Raw genomic sequence first — 2,371 nt, 5'->3', positions numbered from 1 at the left:
GTAGTTGAATACTTCAATGAAGGTGATGTGATGGTTGCCAATGACACGAAGGTTTTTCCGGCCAGGCTCTATGGTAACAAAGAAAAAACAGGGGCAAAAATTGAGGTTTTCTTACTCAGAGAGCTTAACAAAGAGATGCACCTGTGGGACGTATTAGTTGATCCTGCCAGAAAAATAAGAGTGGGCAATAAACTATATTTTGGTGAAGGTGACCTTGTTGCAGAGGTTATTGACAACACCACATCTAGAGGCCGAACCATTCGCTTTTTATATGATGGAACTGACGAGGAGTTTTACAAAACTATCGACTCGCTAGGTCAGACGCCAGTACCAAAATATATTCAAACGAGCGAAGAAGAAGACACTTTCCATAGAGAGAGATTCCAAACGATCTACGCAGAAAATATTGGGGCTGTTGCGGCACCTACTGCGGGCTTACACTTTACGGAGCAATTGCTCAAGCGTCTGGAAATTAAAGGTATCGACAGAACCAATATTACATTACACATTGGCTTAGGTACATTTAGACCGGTAGATGTAGAAGACCTTACCAAACACAAAATGGATTCTGAGAATTTCCAGGTAGGTCCTAATACTGTAGAGATGGTAAACAACGCACTCGACAAGAAAAAGCGTGTTTGTGCTGTAGGTACTACCTCAATGCGTGCATTAGAATCTGCAGTTTCTGCCAGTGGCAGACTTAAACTAAAAGAAGGCTGGACTGATAAGTTCATCTTCCCGCCTTTTGAGTTTAAAATCTGCAATGCAATGATTACTAACTTTCATATGCCTGAGTCTACACTCCTAATGATGGCGTGTGCTTTTGGTGGATATGACACCATTATGGAAGCGTACCAGGTAGCCATGAAAGAGAAATATAGATTCCTTACTTATGGTGACGCCATGCTCATCATATAGGAAATTCTAACACATTAGAGTAAAGGCTTGCAGGCAACTGTAAGCCTTTCTTTTTGCCTAAATTCCGAAAAGGTCTCAAATAAACCACCTATCTGGGTTGACTTGCCGAACTCTAATCTTGAGCTTACATTTCTATTTATGAATAAAACAATATTATCACTCTCAGGGATATTTTCAGGTGTGCTAGGCGTAGCCATTTCATTTCTACCACAAGAGATCTTTTCATTTTATAATGAGGCGCCCTCAACCATAGGTGTTTTAGCGATTAAGCTACTTGGCATTGCACTCATCGCCTTAGCCTCTGTCAATTGGTTGTCTAAAGACAGGTTGATTGGTGGAATTTACAACAGACCTGTTGCCCTTGCCAATGCCATGCATTACAGTGTAGGCAGTGTAATTTTACTTAAAACTATGGCCTTAAATTCTTCTACACCTTTAATTGTCTTATCGATTATCTATGGAGTTTTTGGTGTGGCCTTTTTTAAGATTATGTTTACAACACCAAAACAAGTTGCCAGCTAGTAATGAATAATGAATATGCCATAATCGTAGCAGGAGGTAAAGGAACGCGCATGCAAAGTGAAACACCGAAGCAATTTATGCTTTTAAATGAGCTTCCTGTTTTACTTCATACCATCAATGCCTTTTTTTCTTATTCTAAAAAAATAAAAGTCATTTTAGTTTTACCTAAATCTGACATAACCACATGGCAGTCGATTTGTGAGAAATATGGCTTTGATAAAGAGGTGATTGTTGCAGAAGGCGGAGCCACCAGGTTTCAGTCTGTAAGAAATGGTCTGGACAAAATAAAAGATGAAAAAGGCCTGGTTGCTATACATGATGGAGTAAGGCCCCTCATCAATGCCAATACCATAGGTGCTTCTTATCGTATTGCTGCTGTGCATAATAGCGCTGTGGCCGCAGTTAGGCTTAAGGAATCGTTGCGACAAACGGATCAGGACACCACAAAAGCGGTAGATAGATCAAACTACAGGCTCATTCAGACTCCGCAGACTTTTAAAGTGGATTTGATAAAAAGGGCATACAGTATTGAAGAGACTCCGGACCTTACGGATGATGCTAGCGTGGCTGAGAAGGCCGGGCATAAGATATCCCTTTTTGAGGGCAGTTATGCTAATATAAAAATAACCACGCCAGAAGACATGGTTATAGCCGATGCTTTATTAAAGCAATCTATTTCCTAAGAAAGGCAGAAAATTAACTGCCTGTGAATATATTTTTAATTCTCTTTAAGAATTAATATTCGTCTTCGTTGAAGAAAAAATCCTCTTTGGTTGGATAATCTGGCCATATTTCTTCGATGTTTTCATATGGCTGTCCATCATCTTCCAGCTCCTGCAGGTTTTCTACTACCTCCAGAGGTGCTCCGGTTCTGATAGAGTAATCAATCAGTTCGTCCTTAGTTGCTGGCCAAGGGGCGTCTTCGAGATAA

Annotated in this window: 4 protein-coding genes; 3 read left to right on the top strand and 1 reads right to left on the bottom strand. The window is 40.4% G+C overall.

The window, feature by feature from the left end; all coding sequences use genetic code 11:
- The 3 genes from queA to E1176_RS02235 form a co-directional block, all read left to right on the top strand.
- Positions 1 to 918, top strand: a 918-nt coding sequence (gene queA / locus E1176_RS02245; protein ID WP_155208950.1) for a tRNA preQ1(34) S-adenosylmethionine ribosyltransferase-isomerase QueA, incomplete at its 5' end; no start/stop codon positions are given.
- A gap of 138 nt (positions 919 to 1,056) precedes the next feature.
- A complete protein-coding gene (locus E1176_RS02240; protein WP_155208949.1) occupies positions 1,057 to 1,440 on the top strand; it encodes a hypothetical protein in 384 nt (127 codons plus the stop codon).
- 2 nt (positions 1,441 to 1,442) lie between these two features.
- On the top strand, positions 1,443 to 2,123 hold the full coding sequence (locus E1176_RS02235) for a 2-C-methyl-D-erythritol 4-phosphate cytidylyltransferase (protein ID WP_155208948.1): 681 nt from the start codon (positions 1,443 to 1,445) through the stop codon (positions 2,121 to 2,123).
- Between the two features lie 52 nt (positions 2,124 to 2,175).
- Here E1176_RS02235 and E1176_RS02230 read toward each other — a convergent pair.
- On the bottom strand, positions 2,176 to 2,371 hold a 196-nt coding region (locus E1176_RS02230; protein ID WP_155208947.1), incomplete at its 5' end, for a DUF2795 domain-containing protein.

Source organism: Fulvivirga aurantia, from assembly GCF_009711475.1.
Classification (GTDB): Bacteria; Bacteroidota; Bacteroidia; order Cytophagales; family Cyclobacteriaceae; genus Fulvivirga; species Fulvivirga aurantia.
This window is presented reverse-complemented; position numbering and strand designations above follow the sequence as displayed.